At 51.8% G+C, this 24,010-nt stretch carries 20 protein-coding genes; 8 read left to right on the forward strand and 12 right to left on the reverse strand.

Annotation, left to right across the window (positions count from 1 at the left end; all coding sequences use genetic code 11):
• The first annotated feature begins 17 nt into the window (after positions 1-17).
• Together EHSB41UT_RS06105 and EHSB41UT_RS06110 are read left to right on the forward strand one after the other, a co-directional pair.
• Positions 18-4,769, forward strand: coding sequence for a pilus assembly protein (locus tag EHSB41UT_RS06105; RefSeq protein WP_165767165.1), 4,752 nt, complete (start codon positions 18-20; stop codon positions 4,767-4,769).
• A 50-nt stretch (positions 4,770-4,819) separates the two neighbouring features.
• Positions 4,820-5,218: a type IV pilin protein gene (locus tag EHSB41UT_RS06110; protein WP_087108003.1), complete on the forward strand. Its 399-nt coding sequence runs from the start codon at positions 4,820-4,822 to the stop codon at positions 5,216-5,218.
• A 21-nt stretch (positions 5,219-5,239) separates the two neighbouring features.
• On the opposite strand, the gene EHSB41UT_RS06115 is transcribed toward EHSB41UT_RS06110, so the two are convergent.
• Positions 5,240-5,749, reverse strand: coding sequence for a TIGR00645 family protein (locus EHSB41UT_RS06115; RefSeq protein WP_242667243.1), 510 nt, complete (start codon positions 5,747-5,749; stop codon positions 5,240-5,242).
• 176 nt (positions 5,750-5,925) lie between these two features.
• Between EHSB41UT_RS06115 and gcvA the strand changes: the two genes are divergently transcribed.
• From gcvA to EHSB41UT_RS06145, 6 genes are all read left to right on the forward strand, one after another.
• On the forward strand, positions 5,926-6,843 hold the full coding sequence (gene gcvA / locus EHSB41UT_RS06120) for a transcriptional regulator GcvA (protein WP_087107825.1): 918 nt from the start codon (positions 5,926-5,928) through the stop codon (positions 6,841-6,843).
• A gap of 112 nt (positions 6,844-6,955) precedes the next feature.
• Positions 6,956-8,350: an aminomethyl-transferring glycine dehydrogenase subunit GcvPA gene (gene gcvPA, locus EHSB41UT_RS06125; RefSeq protein ID WP_087107827.1), complete on the forward strand. Its 1,395-nt coding sequence runs from the start codon at positions 6,956-6,958 to the stop codon at positions 8,348-8,350.
• The gene (gene gcvPB / locus EHSB41UT_RS06130) at positions 8,350-9,948 is read left to right on the forward strand and encodes an aminomethyl-transferring glycine dehydrogenase subunit GcvPB (RefSeq protein ID WP_087107829.1); all 1,599 of its coding nucleotides are present in this window, start codon (positions 8,350-8,352) and stop codon (positions 9,946-9,948) included. Before gcvPA ends, gcvPB begins: the two co-directional genes overlap by 1 nt.
• The gene (locus tag EHSB41UT_RS06135; protein ID WP_165767166.1) at positions 9,941-11,089 is read left to right on the forward strand and encodes an ATP-NAD kinase family protein; all 1,149 of its coding nucleotides are present in this window, start codon (positions 9,941-9,943) and stop codon (positions 11,087-11,089) included. The genes gcvPB and EHSB41UT_RS06135 overlap by 8 nt, the downstream gene beginning before the upstream one ends.
• A 66-nt stretch (positions 11,090-11,155) precedes the next feature.
• Complete coding sequence (locus EHSB41UT_RS06140) at positions 11,156-11,932, forward strand: SDR family NAD(P)-dependent oxidoreductase (protein ID WP_087107833.1); 777 nt, start codon at positions 11,156-11,158, stop codon at positions 11,930-11,932.
• Between the two features lie 120 nt (positions 11,933-12,052).
• On the forward strand, positions 12,053-12,811 hold the full coding sequence (locus EHSB41UT_RS06145; RefSeq protein WP_087107835.1) for a transporter substrate-binding domain-containing protein: 759 nt from the start codon (positions 12,053-12,055) through the stop codon (positions 12,809-12,811).
• A 113-nt stretch (positions 12,812-12,924) separates the two neighbouring features.
• Here EHSB41UT_RS06145 and lipA read toward each other — a convergent pair whose 3' ends face one another.
• The 11 genes from lipA to EHSB41UT_RS06200 form a co-directional block, all read right to left on the reverse strand.
• Positions 12,925-13,920: a lipoyl synthase gene (gene lipA / locus EHSB41UT_RS06150; RefSeq protein WP_087107837.1), complete on the reverse strand. Its 996-nt coding sequence runs from the start codon at positions 13,918-13,920 to the stop codon at positions 12,925-12,927.
• Positions 13,913-14,683 carry a lipoyl(octanoyl) transferase LipB gene (lipB, locus tag EHSB41UT_RS06155; protein WP_087107839.1) on the reverse strand — a complete coding sequence of 257 codons (771 nt, stop codon included), beginning with the start codon at positions 14,681-14,683 and terminating at the stop codon, positions 13,913-13,915. The genes lipA and lipB overlap by 8 nt, the downstream gene beginning before the upstream one ends.
• Positions 14,684-14,781: 98 nt before the next feature.
• A complete protein-coding gene (locus EHSB41UT_RS06160; protein WP_207626571.1) occupies positions 14,782-15,075 on the reverse strand; it encodes an HP0495 family protein in 294 nt (97 codons plus the stop codon).
• Between the two features lie 128 nt (positions 15,076-15,203).
• On the reverse strand, positions 15,204-16,424 hold the full coding sequence (locus EHSB41UT_RS06165) for a D-alanyl-D-alanine carboxypeptidase family protein (RefSeq protein ID WP_207626572.1): 1,221 nt from the start codon (positions 16,422-16,424) through the stop codon (positions 15,204-15,206).
• A 149-nt stretch (positions 16,425-16,573) separates the two neighbouring features.
• Positions 16,574-17,419 carry a septal ring lytic transglycosylase RlpA family protein gene (locus EHSB41UT_RS24925; RefSeq protein ID WP_106408273.1) on the reverse strand — a complete coding sequence of 282 codons (846 nt, stop codon included), beginning with the start codon at positions 17,417-17,419 and terminating at the stop codon, positions 16,574-16,576.
• 1 nt (position 17,420) lies between these two features.
• On the reverse strand, positions 17,421-18,509 hold the full coding sequence (mltB, locus tag EHSB41UT_RS06175; RefSeq protein ID WP_087107845.1) for a lytic murein transglycosylase B: 1,089 nt from the start codon (positions 18,507-18,509) through the stop codon (positions 17,421-17,423).
• 212 nt (positions 18,510-18,721) lie between these two features.
• Entirely contained in the window at positions 18,722-19,861 is a 1,140-nt protein-coding gene (gene rodA / locus EHSB41UT_RS06180; protein WP_087107847.1) for a rod shape-determining protein RodA, read from the reverse strand.
• A complete protein-coding gene (gene mrdA / locus EHSB41UT_RS06185; RefSeq protein ID WP_087107849.1) occupies positions 19,861-21,765 on the reverse strand; it encodes a penicillin-binding protein 2 in 1,905 nt (634 codons plus the stop codon). Before mrdA ends, rodA begins: the two co-directional genes overlap by 1 nt.
• 18 nt (positions 21,766-21,783) lie before the next feature.
• On the reverse strand, positions 21,784-22,251 hold the full coding sequence (rlmH, locus tag EHSB41UT_RS06190; protein ID WP_087107851.1) for a 23S rRNA (pseudouridine(1915)-N(3))-methyltransferase RlmH: 468 nt from the start codon (positions 22,249-22,251) through the stop codon (positions 21,784-21,786).
• Between the two features lie 2 nt (positions 22,252-22,253).
• Positions 22,254-22,601, reverse strand: coding sequence for a ribosome silencing factor (gene rsfS, locus EHSB41UT_RS06195; RefSeq protein WP_087107853.1), 348 nt, complete (start codon positions 22,599-22,601; stop codon positions 22,254-22,256).
• Between the two features lie 45 nt (positions 22,602-22,646).
• Positions 22,647-23,885 (reverse strand): glutamate-5-semialdehyde dehydrogenase, encoded by a 1,239-nt coding sequence (locus EHSB41UT_RS06200; RefSeq protein WP_087108009.1) that lies wholly within the window; start codon positions 23,883-23,885, stop codon positions 22,647-22,649.
• Positions 23,886-24,010: the final 125 nt, after the last annotated feature.

Below are 24,010 nucleotides of genomic sequence, written 5' to 3' on the forward strand. Positions count from 1 at the left end.
CGAATAGAAAAATGAGAATGCAGAATAAACGCTCAGGGCAGGTTTTCAGCATTGTCCTTGCCACGTTTCTGGGGGCCGGCACCTTTCATTCCGCGATAGCTGACGACACAGAAATATTTTTTGGCGGGGCCGCCGGCAGTAACGATCTGATAGCACCTAACGTACTGTTTGTGCTGGATAACTCGGGCTCGATGTCCTACAGCATCTGCAATAGCTGGAACTGCCCTTCGGATCTGAAAAACAAGAACCGTATGGATGTCTTGCAGGAGTCTTTCTCAGCGTTGATGGACAGTACTGTAGGTATGTCCATCAACGCTGGCCTTATCCGCTTTCACGACAACAACAGTTATCAGGATAAAAACGGGGTTTATCACCCAGTCCTCAATATCAATGATCCTGCGGGTGTTAATCCGGTTGAAGTTCTGGGCACTGGCAGTGTGACTGATGCTGACGAACATATCGGCAGCGGAGCGGTTACTCTGGAATCCAACAGCCTTCGGGTTGGTACAATTACCGAGCAGGACATCGAAGCACTACCTCTTCCACTTGGTGATTATAATTCTGCAAGCGAGTACTACTCAGGTTATTACAACAGAGACTACCTCCGATTTTATAATTACTCCTATGTAGGCCTTCATTTTGAGGAGCTTGATCTGCCACCGGGAGCAATCATTACATCAGCACATATGGAGATACAGGCAACTGATGCCTACAGCTGGGAGCGATCAGGAACAACTATTGAAATCGGTGCAGACAAGCGTACTGATAGAAACCTTAATAGACAGAAAAATAGTACACTGAGTGATCGCTACCACAACCACAATATTGACCATAACAAGCGTGTGGACTGGCCAGTAGAAAACTTCAGAATTGGTAACACTGCGTGGTTTAAAACACCCGACATCCGCTCGGTTGTACAGGCTGTCGTTGATGAAAATCAAGATGATGGTGTTGATAGCATCACATTCATGATGACGAACTGGGACTGGCAAGGCAGCAGTATTGATGGCGTAATTCCTAATCACCCAGATACTGTTCCTAAACTGTTTATTACCTATAACCAGCCCAGCCCTGCTACCTTCTTGACAAGTCGAACTGCGGCTACAGTCACAGATACCGGGCAGTCGTTCAAAACCGCCATGCGCTTTGATGGCGTACCGGTTCCTCAGGGCGCAAAAATCACCAAAGCCACCTTACGCCTGACACCTGCACGCTCGAACAATACCGAAGCGATCTTTATGCTAAAGGCTGAGGATACCGGCAATTCTGCACCATTACAGGCAACAACTAAAAACATCTCAACCCGTAAGCTAACGTCCAATTTTACCCAAGGTGTACTCCCTCCATGGGACACTATGGATAATGTTGGCGGCCCCATGAGTTACGATATGGATGTCACGGCCAGTATTCAGGAAGTGGTCAACAGAAATGACTGGTGTGGTGGCAATGCCGCGACACTTGTTGTCCAGCCAGCAGCCGGCAATACAGGATCTAGAACAATAACCAGTGAAGAGGACTCCAGTGCTGACGCTCCGAAGCTGGCAATTGAATATGAAGTAACCGGCGATGAACCTGGATGCTTTAACAAAACCATCCGTTACCCCATCACTATACGGGAGGATGATGCCAGCAATAATATCGGAAGCAATTGGACGAGCCTGACGTCGAATACTCTGGATCTTGGAAGATCCAATGTAGGTCTGCGCTTCTCGAAAATGCCAGTTAAGCAAGGAGCAGAAATCCTTGAAGCCTATCTTGAGGTCTCAACCTACTATTCATCCCACGATAACAAGATTGAGCTGTCGATTTTTGGTGATAAAAGCCCGGACTCGGCCCCCTTCAATGAAAGTCAATCAGCTCTGAGTGGTCGTACTAAAACCAAGAGTTCAGTCGATTGGTCGATCAGCGGTCGATGGCAGCAGAAAACGACACTACGTTCTCCAGATATCTCCGATATTCTCAAAGAGCTGGTTGAGCAGGATGATTATCAGGCTGGGAACAGTCTAACCCTGCTGCTGAAACCGGATCGGGACTTTGGTATGAATCGTCAGATTTATGCCTGGGATCACACCCCGACACTGGCACCCAAACTGGTGATCAAGCTGGCAGAGGAAGACTACGATGAAGACGCCACACGCCCTAAAGTGCGTGATCAACTGGCCAGTTATGTCAATGAGGCCAGAACTGGTGGCGGCACACCTACTCTGAAAAAACTGTTGGATGCTCAAGGTTATATGTCCGGCTCCAACTCTCCGATTATTGATGCCTGTCAGACCAACCATATTGTATTGCTTTCCGATGGCGAGCCTAATGACTTCGAGTCCTACGATGCACAGGCAATCCGCTCCAAGACTGGTCAGAACTGCCGTTACTACAACGGAAATATCAATGATCAGACAGATTGTGGTCGGGTTCTCACCAAATGGATGGAAGAGAACGATCAAAAATTGTCACTCGCAGGCGACAACACAATTATTACCCACACAATTGGTTTTGCGGCCACCGACCAGGCCCGCAAGTTCCTTCGGGATATCGCCAGCCCCCATGACGATGGTGACTCCAAGCGTTACTACGAGGCAGACGACACTAACGCCTTGATTGAAGCCTTTGGCAGTATTCTGCAGGAAATCCTTTCCGTAGAGGCCACCTTTAACAGCGCCAGTATCTCCGTCAACCAGTACCGGAGCTACCAACATAATAACGAACTTTACTATGCACTGTTCACGCCTGAGAAAGCCGTCAACTGGGACGGTAACCTGAAAAAGTACAAGCTGGGTACCGAGACAAAAACAGTAAATGGTGAGAAAGCAACCTCCTACTTCCTGGTTGACCAGTTCAGTAAAAAAGCGATCGACTCTGACACTGGCAGCTTCAAGGAAGGCACGACCAGCTTCTGGTCATCCAGCCCGGACGGTAACAGAACCTCCCTTGGCGGCGCGGCCTCACGCTTGAAGCCCCCCCATGAGCGCAAAATCTATACCGATATTGGCCTCAGCGATAAAGAAAACCTGAAAGACCAGCCTTTGGAGATTGATAACAAGGCTATCACCAAAGCGCTTCTTGGGGATGCTGGCATGGACAATTCCCAGCGAAATAAAGTTATCAACTGGGCTCGTGGTATCAACCCAGAGACCGGCCTGCCACGGCAACAACTGGGTGACCCACTGCATTCCCAGCCGGCACTGGTCAGCTACGGCTGTCGTGTTTATAACCCACCGAAGGATGGAAAGGTGAAAACCTGCAAGGAAGAAGATCTGGCGCTGTTCTTTGGTACCAACCAGGGTTTCCTGCACGCCATTGACAGTGGTACTGGAGACGAACTGTTTTCCTATATTCCGGAGGAGCTGCTGGGCAACCTTGATCGCTTTGCCAACAACGAATCCATCTCAACCGATGGCCAGAAAGTTTACGGCATAGACGGCAGTCCTACAGTATTGCGAATTGACATCGATAAGGATGGAAACATCGAAGCCTCTGATGGCGACAGAGTTTATCTTTATGTAGGCATGCGCCGTGGTGGCTCTTCCTATGTGGCGCTTGATATCACTAACCGGAACGATCCAAAACTGCTTTGGAAGCTGAATATCAACACCAAGGGCATGTCCCGACTGGGGCAAAGCTGGTCCCGTCCAGATCTTACCAAGGTGCTGATTGGTGATGGTGATGGTGATGACAATGTTCGTCATACTTTGGTATTTGGTGGCGGCTATGATGCCGACACTAACGATGCCATGAGCAAGGCAAGGCAAAATCATAACGCCGGCAATTCCGTCTTTATGATCGATGCCCTGACCGGTGAGCTCCTATGGAGTGCCGGTAGGCATGCCGATGCCACCCTTAAACTGGACAAAATGAAATACAGCATCCCTGGGGACATCACTATTCTGGACATGAACTTTGATGGCTTTGGGGACCAAATCATCTTTGCCGATATGGGCGGACAGGTCTGGCGTCTGTTTATCGACCAGCAGGCCGGCAAGAAGACCAAAAAGGTTACCGTTGCACCATTTGGAGGTACTGGAAAAGACGGGGCTGCGGGTGTAGTGGCAGATCTGAATGATGGAACCAAAGCCGGTAACCGTCGCTTCTATATGAAGCCTGTCACCGGTCTGACTCAAGCAGGTGATCGTACGCTGTTCACCATCGGAGTCGGCTCTGGTTATCGGGCTCACCCGCTGGATGAGATTGTTGATGACCGATTCTACGTGCTGAAATCCGAGGCCATCTTCAATAACACCCAGGCCACCACTATGGTCGAATCGACGCTTTATGATGCAACAGATAACAAAGCACAAAAGGGAACCGAGGCAGAGCAAGAAGCGGCCAAAGAATCGCTGGCACTGATCAAAACCGATAAAAACGGCCAAAAGATCGAAGTTTCCGACGGCGGCTGGTACATCCGTCTGGAAGCCCCCGGTGAGAAAGCCTTATCGGATATCTCCCTGATTGATGGTTACTTCAGCTTTGTAAGCTATGAGCCCGAAGCCATAGCCAGCAGTTGTAAGGCCGTTCAGGGTGTGAATCGTTATTACAGTTTCAAAGCCTCCGATGGCACTGCACCGAATGCTGAACGTAAAACTGTGGTTGAAAACACCGGTATCATCTCGTCCACACGCTTGGTTGTGGTGAACAAAGGCGAGCTGATAGGTGCAACAGAAGGTGCGACCGGTCTGGTGCCTTTGGAATGTGTGGGAACCGAGTGTTTCCCTAAAGATTCCACTTCGACTGTTCGCCAGACCGGCTGGATAGACCGTAAAACCCAGAACTGATTTATTGTTCAATGAGCCCCGAGAGGGGCTCACTTTTGTGATTTAGAACTATGCAGAAAAGTGTCCGGGGTTTTTCCCTTGTTGAGCTTATGATCGTTGTTGCCATTATTGGCATATTGTCCGCTGTCGCCTATCCATCCTATCAGAACTATGTCACTCGCAACGCCTGTGAAGACGCCAGGGGAACACTGTTGGCAGCAGCCAGTGCTTTGGAGCGTTATCGGTCGGAAAATCGTGGCTACACGGGAGCCGTAGCAGGCACTCACTTCCCCGATAGAAGCCCTGTTGATGGCGGCACTCAAAACTATACCATCGCTTTTGATACCGCCCCGACAGCCATTACCTTCACGTTGACGGCAACCTCCAGAGCAGGTAGCAACTACCCCGCCATTACTCTGAACCAGTCGGGTGTAGGTTCCGTTGATGGCGGTGCATTTTCCTGCCAGTAATAACCTTCACGACTTACAACCTTATCGCCCGGATTGCTTACCTGCGATCCGGGTCGCAAATGACATCCCCAGCGCTGACACCACAAAGACCAAATGAATCACGGTGTACCAGAGAATCTTATCGTTTGGGATCTTCTCCACATCCATAAACACTCTTAACAGATGAATGGAAGATATCGCCACGATGGAGACAGACAACTTTGTTTTAAGAGTGTCGGCATCCATCTTGCCTAGCCATGTCAGCTCTCTATCCTCGGAAGCCATATCAATCTTGGAAACAAAATTTTCATAGCTGCTGAGCATCACCATCAGCGTAAGACCGCTGACCAGCACCAGATCCACAACCCCAAGCGTCGCAAGAATTAATGACTTATCACTGATCACCGTGATATTTGCCAGTAATTCAAACATGGTCTGGTAAAACTTTATGAGGACTGCAACAAGAACAAGGCTCAAGCCTAAATAAAGAGGCGCCAACAACCAGCGCGAAGAATAAATAAGAGACTCAAGAGACTTTTCCAGTGCTTTCATACAGGTCTTTCCCCATCCCCATGGAGATTGCACTGTAGGGAAAAGCCACATAGGGAGATAGAGCCTTCCAGCCGGATCGGTCAATTCATTGATCTACGCTAAGAATCCATCCGATCTGCGTCGTCTTTGTGTTCTCTGGTAGACTCCCAAAAGAACCACCTTGGGACACAATAATAATGAACAGAAAGCTCCCTAATCTAAAAGCACTGGCAGCCTTTGAAGCTGCTGCACGCCTTGGCAGTTTTACCAAAGCCGCTGACGAGCTTTTTGTCACTCAGGCCGCCATCAGCCAGCATATTCGCCAGCTGGAAGAGAGCCTTGAAGTCCCACTGTTTATTCGTAAGCCCAGAAGCCTGAGCCTGACCCGAGAAGGGTTGCGCCTGTTGCCATCACTGAGCAGTGCCTTTGATCTGATGGCTGACTCTCTGGATAAGATCAAAAAGAAACCCGACAATAATCGCTTAAGTGTCTCCCTCACCCCCGCCCTTGCCGCCAAGTGGCTCGTTCTGCGTTTGCCAGAGTTCTGGCAGCAATTTCCGGAGATTGATCTGCGACTGCACCACTCCATTTCTCCCGTGGATTTTGTGAATGATGATATTGATGTTGCCATTCGCTGGGGAGAAGGCGACTGGCCCGGTCTGACGGCTGAATTTCTTATCCCCGGGGAGCTGGTTCCCGTGTGCAGTCCATCTCTGCTGGTAGGCCGTAAGCCGCTGGCCAAACCTTCCGATCTTGTGCATCACACATTGCTGCATGAAGACAGCCACGATGATTGGGAGCAATGGCTCAAGATGGCAGGAATCGAGAGTGTCGAAGGCACCAGTGGCCCGATCATAGACGACAGCAATGCCCTGCTTCTGGCTGCAGCCGATGGTCAGGGTGTAGCCCTCGGGCGCACTGCATTTATTCGGGAAGACCTTGCCGCCGGACGGCTGGTGAAACCTTTCGATCTGGTGTTACAAAAGAGTCAGGCCTATTACCTGGTTTACCCAGAAGGGGCGCAGCAATCAGCCGGTTTTCAGGCTTTCCGTACGTTTCTGAAGCAACAGGTGAAAGCCTCCTTTCCAAAGCATAAAGCACTAGAACCTGCTTAGCCTGCACATAAGCTCTACTTATCCGTGACGTTAGAAAGACTCGTTTGTGAGGCCGTTTTCTGCTGATTAGCATGAAAGACACTGTTCACAAGAGCGCACAAACGGCACGTCTATGAGTACGACACAGAAAAAGACCGTCTACCCCTACATACCCAACTCCACCCCTCAAGCCCGGCAATTTATGCTGGATGCCGTGAACGCCAAAAGCGTTGACGAGTTCTATGCCGATATTCCCAAGCATCTGAAACTGGATGGTCTGCTTGATCTGCCAGCTCCCAAACTATCCGAGTTTGGGCTTAAGCGTCATGTGCAAAAGCTGCTGAATAAAAATACCAGCACCGAAGATAATCTGAGCTTTCTCGGCGGTGGCTGCTACCAGCACCACGTGCCATCCGTCTGCGACGAGGTTAACCAGCGCAGTGAGTTTGTGACCGCTTACGCCGGCGAACCTTACGACGACCATGGTCGTTTTCAGGCTCTGTTTGAATATACCAGCCTGATGGGTGAGCTGCTGGAAATGGATGTGGTGAACGTACCCGTTTACGATGGTTTCCAGGCCGCAGCTACCAGCATTCGGATGGCCTGCCGCTATACCGGCAAACGCAAGGCGCTGATCTCCGGAGCCATCAACCCTGACAAACTCAAGATGATAACCACCTACTGTCAGGCCGATGTGGATATCCATGTTATCCCCGTCGATCAAAAGACCGGCGGCCTCTGCCGTGCCAGCCTGAAAGATCTTCTCGATGATCAGACCGCCGTTGTTTACTTCGATAACCCGAACTATCTGGGCGTGATTGAAGATGGCGAAGCCATTTGTTCGCTGGCGAACGAAGCGGGAGCCGTACCGGCTGTTGCTGTTGATCCCATCAGTTTGGGAGTGCTTGCTCCGCCCGCCAACTACGGTGCGAAACTGGTCACCGGAGATATCCAGCCTTTGGGCATGCATATGCAGTTTGGTGGCGGTCATGCCGGATTTATCGCCAGCCACGATGAACCGGATATGGTCATGCAGTATCCCTCCCGTCTGTTTGGTATCGCGCCCACAGAAGTTCCTGGTGAATACGGGTTTGGTGATGTCGCCTTTGAACGAACCTCCTTTGAAAAAAGGGAGAACGGTCAGGAGTATGTCGGCACTGCCGCTGTGCTCTGGGGTATTACTGCCGGCGTCTATCTGGCCACTATGGGACCGCAGGGGATGCAGGAGATTGGTGAAGGCATTCTGCAACGTAACTGTTATGCCAAGCAGCAGTTGAGCAAGCTGCCGGGTGTAAACGTGCCTCACTTTGATCAGCCGCACTTCAAAGAGTTTGTCGTGAACTTTGACGACACCGGCAAGACGGTCGCCGAGATCAACCTTGCTTTGCAGGAGAAAGGCATCTTTGCCGGCCATGATCTTTCTGCAGACTGGCCCGAGCTGGGCCAGAGCGCTCTCTACTGCTTTACCGAGGTTCATACCCAGAACGATATCGACACACTCTGCCAGGCACTGACGGAGGTCCTGTAATGAATTATTCCGATACTGATATCCGCAAGCATCGTCATACAGACGGAAAACCTAACCTGCGTCGCTTTCATCAGGCTCGCTGGGATGAGCCGGTGGTGATGGAACTCTCCGCTGAAGGCGAGCGTGGCATTCTTATTCCGGAAGCGGAACAGGCTGTTCGTGATGCGGCGGCTAATGTCTACGACACATTACCCTCGTCTATGCGTCGTAAGAACGCTCCGGCACTCCCTGAGATCGCCCAGAACCGTGTGCTGCGTCATTACCTGAGATTATCCCAGGAGAATCTGGGGGCGGATTTGCAGGTCGATATTGGTCAGGGTACCTGTACCATGAAGTACAACCCGAAAATCAATGATCAACTGGCCTACTCGCCCAAGATGGCTGAGCTGCACCCGCTGCAGGATGAAAGCACAGTGCAGGGTATTCTCGAAGTCATGCATGAGTTCGAGAAGATCATCAAAGCTATCTCCGGTATGGATAAAGCCAGCTTCCAGCCACGCGGTGGTTCGGCAGCGATCTATGCCAATGCCGCAGTGATCAAAAAGTACCACGACGCCCAAGGCAATACCCACAAGGATGAGATCATTACCACCATGCTCTCTCATCCGTCCGATGCTGCCTGTGCCAAGCTATTTGGCTTCAAAATCATCACCCTTTATCCGGATGATGACGGTTACCCAGATATTGAAGCTCTGAAAGCAGCCGTGTCTGAGCGCACCGCCGGTCTGATGATTACCAATCCGGAAGATACCGGTATCTTTAATCCGCGCATCCAGGAATTTGTGGATATCGTCCATGAAGTGGGTGGCTTGTGTGCCTATGACCAGGCTAATGCCAATGGCCTGCTGGGTATTACCCGTGCCCGTGATGCCGGTTTTGATCTCTGCCAGTTCAACCTGCACAAAACCTTTTCTACGCCTCATAACAGTGGCGGCCCGGCTGTCGGCGTACAGGCGGTTACCAAAGAGTTGGTGCCTTACCTGCCCGGCCCACTGGTTGAAAACGATAACGGTCGTTATTACCTGAACGATGATCTTCCCCACGGTATCGGCAAGGTCGCAGCCTTCTATGGCGCGGCCTCTGTTGTTTTACGTGCCTATGCCTGGGTGATGAATCTTGGGGCCGAAGGCCTGAAGGAAGTGGCTGAAATCGCAGTGCTGAACAACAACTACCTGATGGGCGAAGTGCTGAAGATCAAAGGCTCCAGCGCCCCCTGGGCAAAAGGCAAACGTCGTATTGAGCAGGTACGTTACAGCTGGGAAGAACTGCATCGCGATACCGGCATTCACTCCGAGCAGCTGGGCCTGCGTATGGCTGACTATGGCCTGCACTACTGGACCAGCCATCATCCTTATCTGCTCCCGGAACCGGCCACCTTTGAGCCAACCGAGTCTTACTCCATCACCGATATGGATGAGTATGTGCGCACGCTAAAAGCCGTTACTGAAGAGGCTTACAGCAATCCGGCCATTGTCCGCAGTGCCCCCCATAACTGCCCGATCCACAAGATTCGTCATGATAACTTTGATGATCCTGAACGTTGGGCCGTGACCTGGCGCGCTTACTGCCGCAAGCATGCGGATAGCAGCAATGGCTAAGGCTATTGCCAAACCTATGACCATTGGCCTGATTATCAATCCTGTCGCCGGACTCGGCGGCAGGGTTGGTTTGAAAGGCAGTGATGGCATAGATATCCAACGCCGCGCCCGCGAACTGGGCGGTCAGGGTCGTGGTGTCGAGCGCACCATCAGCACACTGAACAGCCTTTCTACTGCAAGTGATGTGGAGATTCTGACCTGTCAGGGCACAATGGGAGAAGATGCGGTAAAGACCGCTGGCTTGAATGCCAATGTCGTATTCCCAATATCGCCTTACCGGCAGCCAACACCGTCCGATACCATGGCTGCGGCCCGCTGGATGGTCGAACAGGGTGTCAGCCTGATTGTGTTTGCCGGCGGCGATGGCACTGCTAGGAATCTGCTGGATGCCGTTGGAGATCAGGTTCCGGTTCTGGGCATTCCGGCCGGAGTTAAGGTGCAATCTGCCGTATTTGCTATCAGTCCCAAAGCTGCTGGTGAGCTGCTCAGCCGATTTATTCAAGGTTCTATCCGCTGCCAAAGCTCGGAAGTTATGGATCTGGATGAAGAGGAACTGCGTCAGCAAAGGGTATCAGCAAGGCTTTATGGCTACCTACAAACACCGGTCGACCGTTGTCTGACTCAGGGAGCTAAAACCCGTAGCAACACATCGGATCATGCTTCAGCCCTGGCCATTGCCGAAGAGATGGCGGGAGCCATGTGCCCCGACACGCTTTATTTGATCGGGCCGGGTATGACCACCGCCGCACTGAAAGAGAAGCTCAGGATTGATGGCTCACTGATTGGTGTTGATCTGGTCTGCAATGGTCGTCTGATTGCCAAGGATGTATCCGAGCGGGAGATACTCTCAGCCATTGATGCTCACAGGGGGCCGGTACGATTGCTGATTACCTGTATTGGCGGTCAGGGTTTTCTTTTGGGGCGTGGCAATCCACAAGTCAGTCCGGAGGTTCTCAATCGGATTGGCTTCGGCCGTATTACCGTTCTGGCCACCACCAGCAAGCTGACAGCCCTGCATGGCAAGCCGTTGCTGGTCGATACCGGCAGCAGTCATGTTGACCGTATGCTGAGTGGTTACATCCCGGTTATTACCGGTTATCGTGAACGACAGGTCTACAAAGTCAGCGATAGCCTGCTCTAAAAATAGCCGGTCATGAAATAACAAGAATAAGGCTCCCGTGGAGCTGTTTATAGACAAGGAAAGACAATGACAACAACAAGATTTTCCGGCTCTGTCGCCATCGTTACCGGAGCCGGTGGCGGTATAGGACGCGCAACCGCCCAGGCCTTTGCCCGAGAAGGTGCCTCTGTCGTCTGTGTGGATATCAACCAGCAGCTGCTCGAAGAGACCACAGCATCCATTACTGCGGAAGGCTTACCTGCCACCGCCGTATGCTGTGATCTGACCTCCGCCGAAGAGTGTCGTAGTGTGGTAAAGACGGCACTGGATAACTACGGCCGCATTGATGTGCTGTTTAATAATGCCGGCATCACTCGCCGCACCAATACCATTGATACCACTGAAGAAGAGTGGGATCGGGTGATGGCAGTGAATGTGAAATCTATCTTCCTGCTCAGCAAATATGCGCTTCCAGTTATGATTGAGGCCGGTGGTGGCAGCATTGTGAATACCGGCTCTGGCTGGGGTCTGGTCGGTGGTAAAGATGCTATCTCCTACTGCGCCTCCAAAGGTGCGGTGGTGATCATGACCAAAGCCATGGCAGTGGATCATGGCCCACAGAATATCCGGGTGAACTGTATCTGTCCGGGTGATACCGATACCGGCATGCTTCGCAATGAAGCCATCCAACTCGGCAAGCCGGAAAACTCTTTGGTTGAAGAAGCGATTGAACGCCCGCTGATGCGCTGCGGCAAGCCGGAAGAGATTGCCCAGGCCGTTCTTTATCTGGCCTCAGATCAGTCTTCCTTTGTTACCGGCACCTCATTGGTGATTGATGGTGGTGGTCTTGCCGGCTCATCCTGATATCTTGAAGGTGGCATTTAATTTGCTCTGAACAAAGAAAGGAATACATCGTAAAAACCCATAACTCGTAGTTATCGCAGTAGCAGTAAAAAAATAATAAACACAAAAAGAGATCAGCTTATGAAGCTCAAGAAACTGTTGCGTACCCTTGCTATTACTTCGGCAGCCGTGCTGCTTCCACTCACAGGTCAGGCGCAGGACAAAGTCCGCATCGCGACCGAAGGTGCCTGGGCACCGTTCAACTATGTGGATGAGTCCGGCGCACTGGTTGGTTTTGATGTTGATATTGCCAATGCCCTCTGTGCCAAAATGAACACCTCCTGCGAGATTGTGGTGCAGGACTGGGACGGCATGATACCGGCACTGAACGTGCGGAAGTTTGATGCCATTGTCTCAAGCATGTCGATCACCGATGACCGTCTCAAGATAGTAGACTTCACCGATAAATATTATTCCGGTGGCCTGCGTTTTATGGGTCCGAAAAAGTCTGAGATCACTCCGACGAAACAAGGTTTGCAGGGCAAAACCATTGGTGCTCAGCGCTCCACCATTGCCGGCATGCATCTCGAAGATAATTATGCCGATGTGGCTGAGATCAAACTCTACGACACTCAGGAAGCAGTTTATCTTGATCTGGCAGCAGGACGTCTTGATGCGGCACTGTCTGATGAACTGCCAACGTACGACTGGCTTAAGAGTGACAAAGGCACCGCCTTTGAATTCAAGGGCGAGGCTTTTGCCAAGAACGATATTATCGGTATCGCCATCCGTAAGAATGATCCTCTGAAAGAGAAGCTGAACAAGGCTCTGACAGAGATTATTGCCGATGGCACTTATGCCGAAATTAACGCCAAGTACTTCCCATTCCCGATCTACTGATCACTTGGCCCTGTGTAAAGAGATGACACTGGCTCCCACGCTCCTGCGTGGGAGCAGACCCTGCGTTCCCACGCAAGAGCGTGGGAACGAGCCACATAAATGACAGCTTTTAATTACAAGCCAACATTATTCTTTTGCAGCACCTGTTCTGCACGATAACTGGAACGCACCAGTGCACCGGACACCACTTCCAGGAAACCACGGTCGAGGCCCCACTGGCGGTACTTATCAAACTCCTCAGGAGTGACATAACGCTCAAGGGCAATATGGTTTTTGGTCGGTTGCAGATATTGACCAAAGGTCACGATATCCACACCAATCGCACGCAGATCATCCATAGCTTCAATAATTTCATCTTCCGTCTCACCGAGACCCAGCATAATGCTGGTTTTGGTCAGAACGTCAGGATTGTGCTTTTTTGCATGCTCCAGAACCGCCAGAGTCTGTTCATAGCTGGCGCGCGGGTCACGCACTGGATGGGTCAGACGACGAACAGTTTCTACATTCTGGGCAAAGACAGAGATACCACTATCAACAACCGTTTCCACATCTTTGAGATTGCCCAGGAAGTCTGGGGTCAGAGCTTCTACGGCAGTGTCCGGGTTCTCTTCAATCACCTTTCTTACGACAGCGGCATAGTGACCGGCGCCACCGTCTTTCAGATCATCACGGTTTACCGAGGTCAGAACCAGATACTTCAGCCCCATCAGCTTTACGCTTTCTGCGGTATTTTCAGGTTCCTGCTCATCCAGCCAGCCTTTAGGGTTACCGGTATTCACTGCGCAGAATTTGCAGGCGCGGGTGCAGACATCACCCATCAGCATGATGGTGGCAGTACCGGAACTCCAGCACTCATTGATGTTCGGGCACATGGCCTCTTCACACACCGTACTCAGCTTATGACTGTGTACCGTCTGCTTTACATTCTTGTATTCGGTGCCGGAGCTAACCTTGATACGCAGCCATTCCGGCTTACGCTGGATTGGCTTCTGGGCTTCGTTATTCTGGCTGGCTTTGATGCCACGCTTGATCGCATGGATGCCCTTATCCGTAACAAATTTACTGCCGGAGGGCACCTGGACGGTTGGGATAATATTGGATTCACTCATAGGAATTGTGTTCTTCCAGGCTTTGTTCATCACGACTGGCTTCTTGTGAAAGCTGGTCTTTTATCGTGTCCGGCAGTCCTGCCGTATTCCCTGCATAGCTTATTTCAGAATAGTCAGTGAGCTCTGCAAGGTTGGTAATAAGACTTTTGCAGATCGCTTCAATATCCGGTGAAGATGAAGCAGCGGGCATCATATCTCGCATCTGAGTCACGGCCATGCCGGCATAGCCGCAGGGATTAATGCGCTGAAAAGGAGAAAGGTCCATATCAACATTCAAAGACAGACCATGGAATGAGCAGCCTTTGCGAATGCGCAATCCAAGTGCGGCAATCTTGGCTTCACCACTCATAATGCCGTTGGTTATTTTGACATAAACACCCGGAGCATCTTCACGGGGATAGGATTCGATACCAAACTCCGAGAGCGTTTTAACCAGCGCCTTCTCCATAGAAGAAACCAGTTCCCGCACCCCGAAACCTTTACGGCGAACGTTTAACAGGACATAAACAACCTGCTGACCGGGCCCGTGATACGTCACCTGACCACCACGATCAACCTGTACAACAGGAATATCTCCTGCTGCCAATACATGTTCTGCCTTACCTGCCTGCCCCTGGGTGAACACCGGCGGGTGCTGCACCAACCAGAATTCATCGGTAGTGCTTTCTCCCCGGTCATTGGTGAACGCGGTCATGGCCTGCCACACAGGCTCATAGTCCCTCATCCCCAGATCGCGGACAATCAATTGCTCCGCGTTTGCCATTCATTACTTCCTGTTATCTTTTTACTTTATCAAAGCCGGCCTGTGGTCTGCTTATTTGTCATATCCACAGGCAAGCTGTTCTGCTGTTTTTACAACGATTACAGAACCATACGAACACGATCGTCTTTTTTCAGATCTTCGTGCAGAGCGGAAAGCTGATCAGGACCGGTCGCGTTGATGGTGACAACAACAGCAACAAACGTACCGTTACGACTGTCGCGCAGGTTGTAGGTACCATCATGATCCGGTGCATGACGCTTGATCACTTCCAGAACAAACTCGTGGAAATCATCCTTCTGGTTACCCATGACACTGATACGGTAATCACAGGGAAACTCGATCTTTGGTGGTTCTTGCTGCTCGGTCAGTTCAGTCAGCTTTACATCAGTCATAATACTTCTCCGGGCTGCATAGTTCAGATTTGTTAATCTGAACTACACAAAATAGGAACTTTCTGGTGGGTAAGTATACGCTGCAGACTGCCGTTACCAAAACAGTACGGTTATCTCTGACTAACGGACTAACTAAACAGCCCACTGAAGAACTGAACAAGTGAATCCCAGAACCACTTCAGGAAACCGCCCTCAGCAACTGGCTCCAGAGCAACCAGATTTTGCCGGGCTATCTCCTCATCCCCAACCTTTACCACCACCGAGCCGACAACCTCACCTTCGAGAACAGGTGCTTCCAGATTTCCATTTACCACTACAGAAGCTTTCACTTCCTTGCCCGTCCCGCGTGGCACAGTAACAACAAGATCTTCCAGTAACCCTACAGGTACCTGGTTGACCTGCCCTTTCCATACTCTCAGGTTTTCCAGAGCGACACCGGCCCGATGTACATCCACATTTTCAAAGAAACGGAAACCATATGTCAGTAGCTTTTGTGTTTCAGCGGCTCTTGCCCGCTCCCCGGCGGTGCCCATAACGACAGCAATCAGCCTGCGTCCATCCTTCTCCGCAGAGGCAGCAAGACAGTAACCAGCGGCATCGGTATGACCCGTCTTCAATCCATCAACGCCAGGGTTGCTCCATAACAAACTGTTACGATTTGGCTGAGGATTCATGGGTTTGCCGGTGCGTTTATCCACCCCGTACTGAAATTCTTTCTGGTCATAGAGTGGGTAGTACTCGGGATGGTCATAAATAATATGTTTGGACAGAATGGCAAAATCCCGAGCGGAACTGTAATGCCCCTCGACGGGCCAACCGGAAGAATTCTTAAAGGCTGAGTTATTCATCCCCAGCGCTTTAGCCGTGCCGTTCATAATCTGGGTAAAGGCACCTTCACTACCGGCCACATACTCCGCAAGAGCCACACTGGCATCGTTCCCGGATACGATGATCACGCCCTTAAGAAGATCCTCAACAGAAACCTTTTCGCCAACTTCAATAAACATCAGCGAGCCTTTCATCCGCCAGGCTTTCTCGCTGACCGTAACCAGATCATCCCGGGCGATATTGCCGGCGGCCATCTCGTTGGTCACGACATAAGAGGTCATCATCTTGGTCAGACTGGCAGGCGGCAGACGCTCATCGGCATTCTTTTCTGCCAGCACCTCACCACTCTGGGCATCCATCAGAATGTAACTGGCTGCAGAAATTTTCGGAGGCGAGGGAATCATCCCCGAAGGCAAGGCCTGAACCAGCGTTGCCGACAACAAAGCAGATGCAGCAATAAACGCGAAAAGAAGGAATCGGAAACGGGTAACAAGTGACGGAGACAGGAAGAGTTTGTTCATTGCTTATTCAGTCTGGATTATTGATTGTGATGACCGCTCTCCGTAACAAACAAACCCTGTAGGGTGACGCAACTCCCAGATTACGAGCCTTCCCGGATTACGAGCCTTAACCGCCTAAAGAGTAGTCGGTTAAGGCTTAATCAACATATCTAATCAAAAACCCGCTGTCCACGACCGAGCTGGTTAGACTCCAGACTCTTCTGAACAGCCGCCAGTTGCTGGTCGGATGCCAGAGGCCCTACGCGAACCCGGAACAGGCTGGCATCATCGGCAGGCACCACCACCACGGGTTGTTCCAGTAGAGACAGCAGCTTCTTCTGCAGATTATTGGCACTGTCACGGTTGCTTAAGGCCGCCACCTGCAGATACAGCAAACCATCCGCATCGGTTCCCTGATGGGAAGGCTTTTTCTGTCCCTGCTGATGGAAAGCCTGCAACCCGGCTGGTGAGGTATCAATCCCTTCAATGTGAACTTTAGCGACACCCTTATCCTGGTAGCCCAACTTTTTGGCTGCAGCCCAGGACAGATCAATAACCCGGTCACCATGGAAAGGACCACGATCATTCACCCTCACCACCACACTCTGACCATTTTCCAGATTGGTAACCCGGGCATAGGATGGCAACGGCAAGGTTTTGTGCGCCGCTGTCATCGCATACATATCGTAGATTTCCCCATTGGCAGTCTGGTAGCCGTGGAACTTCTTGCCGTACCAGGATGCCGTGCCCTTTGAGGTGTAGCCGGTTGCCGATTTGAGCGGCGTATAGCGCACACCATTCAAGGTGTAAGGATCATGTTTAACCCTGCCCTCCGGAGCCCGGGGAATGGCATCGGGAATGGTGGCAACGTCAATATCCTGCAGATGGCTGTCCTGCTCCAGATGGTAACGTTCTGCCTGGATTTCCTCCTGGCTTTTCCCGGCACAACCAGCCAGCAGAACAATACAACCCGCTACAGCAGCCTGCTTGATAACACTCATTCTAACGGTATCCATGTCACTCATTTCTTGCCAGAGTCTGCCCTGATCTGGCTTTCAGCTTTTTCTCGACCTGACTCCCCAACTGCCAGACCGCCATCGCATACAAATCACTCTTGTTGTAACGGGTAATCACATAGAAGTTGGTCATGGTCAGCCAGTGCTCCGGGCCTTCCTTTCCATCCAGCTTGAGGCCACGCACACGGGCACTGTCCGGCAGAACCTGAATGGTCTGCCAACCCAGCTGACTGGCTTCATTTACAGAGCGGGTCGGACGTGGGTTATCACTTAACAGACCATCGTATTTCTGCCCGCGAATGCTGGCCTTGGCGGCTACCGGTTTGCCTTCTACCCAGCCATGACGGTTCAGATAAGAAGCAATGGAACCAATGGCATCGGCAGGTGACTGCCAGATATCGGCCTGACCATTACCATCAAAGTCGATGGCATAGGCGCGATAGCTGGAAGGCATAAACTGGGGAATACCCATGGCCCCGGCGTAAGAGCCTTTCAGCTCCAGCGGATCAAAGCCCTGCTCTTTAGCCAGCATCAGAAACTCTTTCAGCTCTTTCTTGAAGAAAGTCGCCCGGCGCGGATAACCAAAGCCCAGAGTCGAAAGAGCATCAACAACCCGGAAGCCGCCACTGTTGCGGCCAAAGCCGGTTTCAATGCCCAGAATCCCGATAATTACAGCTGGAGATACACCATAATCCTTGGAAGCCTTCTCAAGGATGCTGCGGTTCTTGATCCAGAAATCGACACCCTGATCGATACGGGCATCATTAATAAACAGGTTGCGATATTCCCACCAGGTCAACCGACGTTCGGCCGGCTTACTGATCAGCTCAATAATCCGTGGCTGGTATTCAACTTCCTTGAATACCTTTTCCAGGGCTGTGCGCGAGAAACCGCCATCCTTCACCAGCTCATCGATAAAGCCGGCGATATCCTTGCGGTCAAATCCATCAGGTTCATTACCAAAGGCTGGCGTGCTGATTGCCGTTCCAACGGCTGCAGCCAGTACGACTCCCTGTAACGCCCCCTTTAACGAACCGGCCAGCCATTCCTTCAAACTCACTAACCGGCTGGAGCTATCGTTTTCTTTCATAAGGGCCATCCTTTACCGAAATGCTCGGCAGTAGCTCGTGTGAACACCACACGAGTGCGAATTCACTTACCGGAATACTACTTAGCATTTTCAGATAATGACAAGTGAAAAACTGTTACTTCTGCATTTGTTGCAGTTTAGCAGTGCAGGTTTTGCAGCATAGAAAAAGCACTCTCCCCCTGATACCAAAGGGAAAGCGCTTTGCTGAGAAGTTATCGACCGAGGAAATTACGGTGGGTATGAGCAGCCATCAGCAGGCCGAAACCGGCCATCAACGTCACGATGGAGGTTCCACCACGGCTTACCAGCGGCAAAGGAACACCCACCACTGGTAGCAGGCCACTCACCATGCCAATATTTACGAAGATATAAACAAAGAAAGTCAGTGTCACACTACCGGACACCAGCCGCGCAAACATATTCTGGGAATGGAGGGTAATAAAGATGCCTCGTCCAAGAATCAGCGCATAGGCCGCTATCAACACCAACACACCGACCAGCCCGAACTCTTCCGCCAGTACCGCAATAATAAAGTCGGTATGACTTTCCGGCAGAAACTCCAGATGGGACTGTGTACCCAACAACCAGCCTTTGCCATAGAGCCCACCGGAGCCAATAGCGATCTTGGACTGGATAATATTCCAGCCGGAACCCCATGGATCACTCTCCGGATTCAGAAAGGTCAGCACCCGCTGTTTCTGGTACTCCTTCATGATGAAGTTCCACATCACGAAACCGGCAGGAACCGCCAGCACCACAGCTCCGAAAATCAACCGCCAGCGCAAACCTGCCAACAAAAGTACAAAGATCCCAGATGCCGAGATCAGGATGGCCGTTCCCAGATCCGGCTGTTTGAAAATCAATACAGCCGGGATACCAATCAGAATCAGGGAAACAGCAATGTCTTTGTAGCTGGGCGGCAGAGGCTTACGACACAGCCAGGCGGCCACCGTTAACGGCATTACCAACTTCAACACTTCCGAGGGCTGAAACCGGAACCCCGGCAGCTGAATCCAGCGCTGAGCACCTTTGGCACCATAACCCATAACCAGCACGGCCACGAGCAGAACCACACCACCGATGTAGGCGATCGGTGCCAGACGAATCATGATCCGTGGAGGAATCTGAGCCACGATAAACATGGCAAAAAAGCCGACGACCATGTAGACCGCCTGCCGCATCACCATATCCATATCCTGACCGCTGGCGCTGTACAGAATAAACAGTCCAGCTGAACAGAAGGCCAGCAGGGTCATAAACAACACTGGATCGATATGCAAACGACTGCTGAGAGAAGGCGCTTCTCTCAAGTCCAGAGTCGGATCCAGTTGGCGAATAAAATCCTGAGACATTACTGGCCTCCCGTCTGTGCAACCGGCTCGGTGGTCTGAGCCGGCAGTGGGGTTGGTTCTTCCGGACGAGAGAACGTACCGTCAGCATTCATCCGTGGCAGCAGCCAGGCATCCATAACCTTACGGGCCACGGGAACAGCCATCTTAGAGTCATTCTCGACAATAACCGCCAGAGCAATCTGTGGATCTTCCACCGGTGCAAAGGCGATAAACAGACCGTGGTCTTTCTGGAACTCTTCCAGCACCCGGGCTTCCTCTTCCTTGATATCCTGGGGAATACCAACAACCTGAGCCGTACCGGTTTTACCGGCGACTGAATACTTCCGGTTCTTGCCCATCCGTATATGAGCTGTACCACGTGGATGATCGACCACATCGATCATGCCCTGTACAACCACTTCCCAGTCGTCTTTATCCTTCTCGACACTAGGCTGAACCTCGACCGGCTCAACACCAATACCCGGCTTGGCCAGACGCGGCTTCACCACCTTGCCACGGTTGGCAATAATCGCGGTGGACGTCGCCAGCTGCAGCGGTGTGACCAGCATATAACCCTGACCGATACCAGCAATAACCGTTTCCCCCGGATACCATGGCAAGCCACGTGCTCTGCGCTTCCACTCGCGGGAAGGCATAAGGCCGGGGCGTTCCGCAGCAGTATCCAGACCGGTTCTCCTGCCAAGCCCGAACATGGTCATATATTCATGGATGGTATCGATACCCATCTTGACCGCGACATCGTAGTAATAGGTATCGTTGGAACGGGAGATGGCACGACGCAAATCCGTCCAGCCATCACCAGTCCGTTTCCAGTTCCGATAACGATGGTCATCCCCGGGCAGCTGGTAATAGCCTTTATCAAAAATCCGGTATTCGCTGTCGATGGTCTCACTGTCCAGTGCCGCAAGAGATACAAACGGCTTGATGGTCGAGGCCGGTGGATATTCACCCAACGTCGCCCGGTCATACAACGGACGGTTGATATTGTCCCGCAGGGCACTGTAATCCCGGTAACTGATACCCGTCACAAACGCATTGGTGTCGTATGACGGTGAACTCACCAGCGCCAGAATGCCTCCGGTCTTTGGATCGAGCGCCACCACCGCACCACGTTTGCCTTTCAGGGCTTCCATGGCTGCCTTCTGAAGATCCAGATCAAGATACAGATGCACATCTTCACCCTGTACCGGATCAACCTGGTTCAGCACCCGCAATACACGACCACGAGCGTTAGATTCCACTTCCTGATAGCCCGGCTCACCCAGCAGAACAGGTTCGTAGAACTTCTCCAGCCCGGTCTTGCCGATAACATCAGTACCTTCATAAAGCTTGGGATCGATATTCTTAAGCTCACGGTCATTGATCCGGCCAACATAACCGACGGCATGAGCCCCAACGGCTTTGTCCGGGTAGTAGCGCACCAGCTGAGCTTCAACATTTACCCCCGGGAGACGATGATGATTGACCGCCAGACGGGCGATCTCTTCTTCGTTCAACCGGTATTTCAGAGTCACACTGTTGAAGGGACGGGTCTGGTAAACACGTTCCTTAAAAGAGGCGATATCATCGGGCTCGATATCAATCAGCTTGCTGAGCTCTGCCAGCGTGCCGTTCATATCCTTGACCCGTTCCCGGATGATGGTGAGGTTATAACTGGGTCGGTTTTCGGCCAGCAGACGCCCTTTGGCGTCATAGATCAGACCACGCACCGGTGGAACGGTACGCAGGTAAATTCGGTTCTCTTCCGATTGTGTTGCCAGTTCATCATGTTTGATGACCTGTAGATAAAACGCCCGCGCAATCAGGCCACAGGTCATCAGAATCATGACCACAACGGACAACAGTACGCGGAAGTTGACCAGCCGGCGTTCTCCCGGATGGTCTTTTATTGTGTCAGCCGCCATGCCTTAACATTTATTAATTTAACGATGGTAAGGATGATTATTCAGGATACTCCAGGCACGATACAACTGCTCGGCTACCAGAATACGCACCATTGGGTGAGGCAGGGTAAGAGGGGAAAGTGACCACTTTACATCGGCGCTGTTGGAAATTTCCGGCAACATACCTTCCGGGCCACCCACCAGCAGACTGAGGCTATCACCATTATCGTGCCACTGGCCAAGTTTATCCGCCAGCTGCTCCGTGCTCCACTCTTTTCCTTTAACCTCAAGGGCAATCACCTTGTCGCCCTTGCCTATCGCGGCCAGCATCTGCTCCCCTTCCTTGGCGCGGAAGCGCTGAACATCGGCACTTTTGGTGCGCTTGTTCAGAGGAATTTCACAGAGCTCCAACGACCAGCCCGCCGGCAAGCGGCGGGCATACTCGTTATAGCCTTCGGTTACCCAGCCGGGCATTTTCTGCCCGACGGCTATCAAACGAATCCGCATGATTATTCAGCTTCAGCTCTGTGCTCAGCGGTGGTTTCCCACAGACGCTCCAGATCGTAGAACTGACGTGCGGAAGGCATCATCAGGTGAACAACTACTTCACCCAGGTCAACCAGAATCCACTCAGCCTGATCTTCACCTTCCATACCCAAAGGCTGGATGCCCTCATCCTTGCAGCTCTTGACCAGGTTATCGGCCAGAGACTTAACGTGGCGGCTGGAGGTACCGGATACGATGATCATCATATCGGTTACGTCCGTCTTGTCGCTCACGTCGATAACGGTAATGTCCTTGCCCTTGATGTCTTCCAGTGCGTTTACAACAAAGTCTTTCAGTTCAGCGCTGTTCAAAATATTTCTTCAGTCTTTATCAAGTTCAAATTAAAGCATGCCTTCTCAGCGACGGATTTGACCATCGCCAAGAACAACATATTTCTGCGAGGTCAGTCCTTCCAGGCCAACCGGGCCGCGGGCGTGGATCTTGTCGGTAGAGATACCGATCTCAGCCCCCAGGCCATATTCAAAACCATCAGCAAAACGGGTGGAGGCATTCACCATCACCGAGCTGGAATCCACCTCCCGCAGGAACCGGCGGGAACGGGTGTAATTCTCGGTCACTATCGCGTCAGTATGATGAGAACCATAGTGATTGATATGGGTAATCGCCTCATCCATATCCGCAACCACGCGAATGGCCAGCACCGGAGCCAGATATTCCGTGCTCCAGTCTTCTTCCGTAGCCGGTTTGGCCTCGGGAATCAGCGCACAGGTCTGCTCACAACCACGCAGCTCCACCTCTTTCTCGGCATAGTCCTTCGCCAGAACCGGCAGGATCTCTGCGGCAACCGCCTGGTGAACCAACAGAGTTTCCATGGTGTTGCAGGTGCCGTAACGGTGGGTCTTGGCATTCACCGCGATATTACGCGCTTTCACCAAGTCAGCATGGTCATCAATAAACACATGACAGATACCGTCCAAATGCTTGATCACCGGAACTCTGGCTTCCTTACTGATGCGTTCAATCAGACCTTTGCCGCCGCGCGGTACGATCACATCCACATACTCAGGCATAGTGATCAGTTCACCCACTGCAGCACGATCAGTTGTGCCGACAACCTGCACCGCTTCCAGCGGCAAACCTGCCTGACGCAGGCCGTCCTGCAGGCAGCGGGCAATGGCACGGTTGGAGTGAATTGCTTCACTGCCTCCACGCAGAATCGTGGCATTGCCGGATTTGAGGCACAGACTGGCGGCTTCCACCGTTACGTTCGGGCGCGACTCGTAAATAATGCCGATAACCCCAAGGGGCACGCGCATCTGACCAATCTGAATACCGCTGGGGACGTATTTCATATTGGTGATGCTGCCCACCGGATCCGGCAGCGCCGCAACCTGACGCAGACCTTCGATCATGGTGTCGATACGGTCCGGCGTTAACGCCAGACGGTCAATCATGGCTTCGGTCAGGCCATTGGCCCGGGCATTATCCAGATCCTTCTGGTTGGCGGCTTCCAGCTCGCTGCGTGAAGCATCGAGAATTTCAGCCGTAGCCAGCAAGGCCAGGTTCTTTACGCTTGCCTCAGCACGGGCAACAACCGTTGCTGCAGCCCGAGCCTGTTGGCCAAGGCTCTGCATATAAGCACGAACATCTGCGGTATCGGCGACAGTCACAACTCTTTTCCCCAGTCAGAGTCTGTTTGGTAACCGCTCATTATAACGACTGGTGCCCGCAGCTCATAGCTGAAACATCCACATTGGTG

The sequence above is a fragment of the Parendozoicomonas haliclonae genome (genome assembly GCF_900174585.1).
Lineage (GTDB): Bacteria > Pseudomonadota > Gammaproteobacteria > Pseudomonadales > Endozoicomonadaceae > Sansalvadorimonas > Sansalvadorimonas haliclonae.

Bases quoted from the DNA above. Each gene is read 5' to 3' on its own strand.
- EHSB41UT_RS06105 (WP_165767165.1), top strand. From the start codon at position 18: ATGCAGAATAAACGCTCAGGGCAGGTTTTCAGCATTGTCCTTGCCACG.
- mrdA (WP_087107849.1), bottom strand. From the start codon at position 21,765: ATGGCGGCTGACACAATAAAAGACCATCCGGGAGAACGCCGGCTGGTC.
- gcvA (WP_087107825.1), top strand. From the start codon at position 5,926: ATGAACAGAAAGCTCCCTAATCTAAAAGCACTGGCAGCCTTTGAAGCT.
- EHSB41UT_RS06110 (WP_087108003.1), top strand. From the start codon at position 4,820: ATGCAGAAAAGTGTCCGGGGTTTTTCCCTTGTTGAGCTTATGATCGTT.
- EHSB41UT_RS06115 (WP_242667243.1), bottom strand. From the start codon at position 5,749: ATGAAAGCACTGGAAAAGTCTCTTGAGTCTCTTATTTATTCTTCGCGC.
- EHSB41UT_RS06160 (WP_207626571.1), bottom strand. From the start codon at position 15,075: ATGACTGATGTAAAGCTGACTGAACTGACCGAGCAGCAAGAACCACCA.
- rlmH (WP_087107851.1), bottom strand. From the start codon at position 22,251: ATGCGGATTCGTTTGATAGCCGTCGGGCAGAAAATGCCCGGCTGGGTA.
- gcvPB (WP_087107829.1), top strand. From the start codon at position 8,350: ATGAATTATTCCGATACTGATATCCGCAAGCATCGTCATACAGACGGA.
- EHSB41UT_RS06165 (WP_207626572.1), bottom strand. From the start codon at position 16,424: ATGAACAAACTCTTCCTGTCTCCGTCACTTGTTACCCGTTTCCGATTC.
- EHSB41UT_RS06140 (WP_087107833.1), top strand. From the start codon at position 11,156: ATGACAACAACAAGATTTTCCGGCTCTGTCGCCATCGTTACCGGAGCC.
- lipA (WP_087107837.1), bottom strand. From the start codon at position 13,920: ATGAGTGAATCCAATATTATCCCAACCGTCCAGGTGCCCTCCGGCAGT.
- lipB (WP_087107839.1), bottom strand. From the start codon at position 14,683: ATGGCAAACGCGGAGCAATTGATTGTCCGCGATCTGGGGATGAGGGAC.
- EHSB41UT_RS06200 (WP_087108009.1), bottom strand. From the start codon at position 23,885: ATGCAGAGCCTTGGCCAACAGGCTCGGGCTGCAGCAACGGTTGTTGCC.
- EHSB41UT_RS24925 (WP_106408273.1), bottom strand. From the start codon at position 17,419: ATGGATACCGTTAGAATGAGTGTTATCAAGCAGGCTGCTGTAGCGGGT.
- mltB (WP_087107845.1), bottom strand. From the start codon at position 18,509: ATGAAAGAAAACGATAGCTCCAGCCGGTTAGTGAGTTTGAAGGAATGG.
- gcvPA (WP_087107827.1), top strand. From the start codon at position 6,956: ATGAGTACGACACAGAAAAAGACCGTCTACCCCTACATACCCAACTCC.
- EHSB41UT_RS06145 (WP_087107835.1), top strand. From the start codon at position 12,053: ATGAAGCTCAAGAAACTGTTGCGTACCCTTGCTATTACTTCGGCAGCC.
- EHSB41UT_RS06135 (WP_165767166.1), top strand. From the start codon at position 9,941: ATGGCTAAGGCTATTGCCAAACCTATGACCATTGGCCTGATTATCAAT.
- rodA (WP_087107847.1), bottom strand. From the start codon at position 19,861: ATGTCTCAGGATTTTATTCGCCAACTGGATCCGACTCTGGACTTGAGA.